The organism is Lacticaseibacillus salsurae (assembly GCF_045862175.1).
Classification (GTDB): domain Bacteria; phylum Bacillota; class Bacilli; order Lactobacillales; family Lactobacillaceae; genus Lacticaseibacillus; species Lacticaseibacillus salsurae.
The window spans coordinates 1-1599 of sequence record NZ_BAAFZI010000130.1 but is presented as its reverse complement, the minus strand read 5'-3'; the positions used below and the strand labels follow the sequence as shown (position 1 = coordinate 1599).

General features: G+C 48.8%; 1 protein-coding gene. It reads left to right on the top strand.

The window, feature by feature from the left end; genetic code table 11:
- Nucleotides 1–1406: DDE-type integrase/transposase/recombinase (locus tag ACKTSG_RS14205; RefSeq protein WP_407895675.1), on the top strand; the 1406-nt coding region annotated here is incomplete at its 5' end.
- Nucleotides 1407–1599 lie beyond the last annotated feature (193 nt).

The following is a 1599-nucleotide window of genomic DNA, read 5'->3' as shown; positions in this document are numbered from 1 at the left end:
AGCTCCAAAGACAAATTATCTTGGTACTTTTGGCTCAGCTGGCTGAAATCTTTGATCATTCACGACTGCCAAGGGCTGATAAGCCTGTGTTCAAACGGTTCAATCAGTTTCAAGTTGATGAGAAACTGCCACTACTTCAAGCCGATATTGGACCTGAAAAGCTCGACTACCAGCAATTGTTAGCCGAAGCGCTTGAGAAGAATGGCAAGCCGATCCTTCCAGTCAGACGGCGTAAGCCAGTCAGCTTTGAGACTCAAGCCTGTCCACGGTGCCAAGCGCCACAAGATTATCTCTACGCCAATAACGGTGCTGGTGGCCAGCTGAAGTGCAAGGTCTGTCAGTTCAAGTTTCAAGACGGCTACGCCGAGAAGAACAAGACCGTTGCTTTACGTTGTCCTTATTGCCAGAATCGCTTGAGTATTCACAACCGCCGGACCAAGTTTGACGTCTGGTGTTGTTATAACGACAAGTGCTCATTTCGGTTGGGCACGATTGCCTCAATGTCGCCAGCCGAAGTCGCCGACTTCAACGTTCATCCAACTGCACACAAGGTGCGTTACACTTGGCGAACCTACAACTTTGAACTCAAAGGCATCGCACCGGAATCGCCAATTCAAGCACCGGTAGATCTCAGCCGTATTCAGGCCAGTCCTGAAGTGCTGGGCCTTGTTTTGACCTATCACATCAACTATGGCCTGTCGGCGCGTCGAACGGCGGCGATCATGTACGATATCCACGGCGTCAAGATCTCACATCAAACCATTCACAACTACGAAATGGCAGTCGCCGCTGTTGTCCGACCGTTCTGGGCAAACTATCCTTACAAACTGTCTGACCAGATCGTCGGCGACGAGACTTACGTGCGCGTGAAAGGTAAGTGGAACTACATTTTCTACTTCTACGACGCCAAGTGTAAGCTTATTCTCGCTGACTACGTGACGCCTAATCGCACAACAGAATCAGCGGTGATTGCGATCAACCAAGTGCTTCAAAAGATGCCTAAGATCCCTGAGAATCTTAACTTTGTAGTCGACGCGAACCCGATCTACCAAGTTGCGCAGATCTATTTCGCTCAACAGGGCATCAAGTTTGGCATTCATCAGGTCGTCGGCCTTGAAAACAAAGACGAGATCAGTCGTGAATACCGTTTCTTGAAGCAAACCATTGAGCGTTTGAATCGCTCCTACAAAGAGAATTACCGTTCAAGTACTGGCTTTGGTTCTGCCACGGGCTCGGCGAGTTACACAGCACTTTATTCAGCCGCTTACAACTTCTTACGACCTCATGAAGCGCTACGTTACCGCGTTCCAGTGGAATTACCACAGCTTCGGCCGTTTGAGCGAATGCCCGACAAGTGGCTGGCGTTGATCGAACTGGCGCAATCTCAACTACCAACCGCAGCTTAGATATTCTGAAAAATCAGAACAGCTAGAGCTTAGTTTCTGTACCCTGAAACAGATAATATGAGCAAGATCCAGTAGGAAGCAACGAATGAGTTAAGCTCGCTGGACTACCAAACATCGATCCAATACAATAACGGTCGCCCCCTCCTTGAACATCCGGTTTTGGACTTGGTTTCATAGAACTTTAGACGTTACC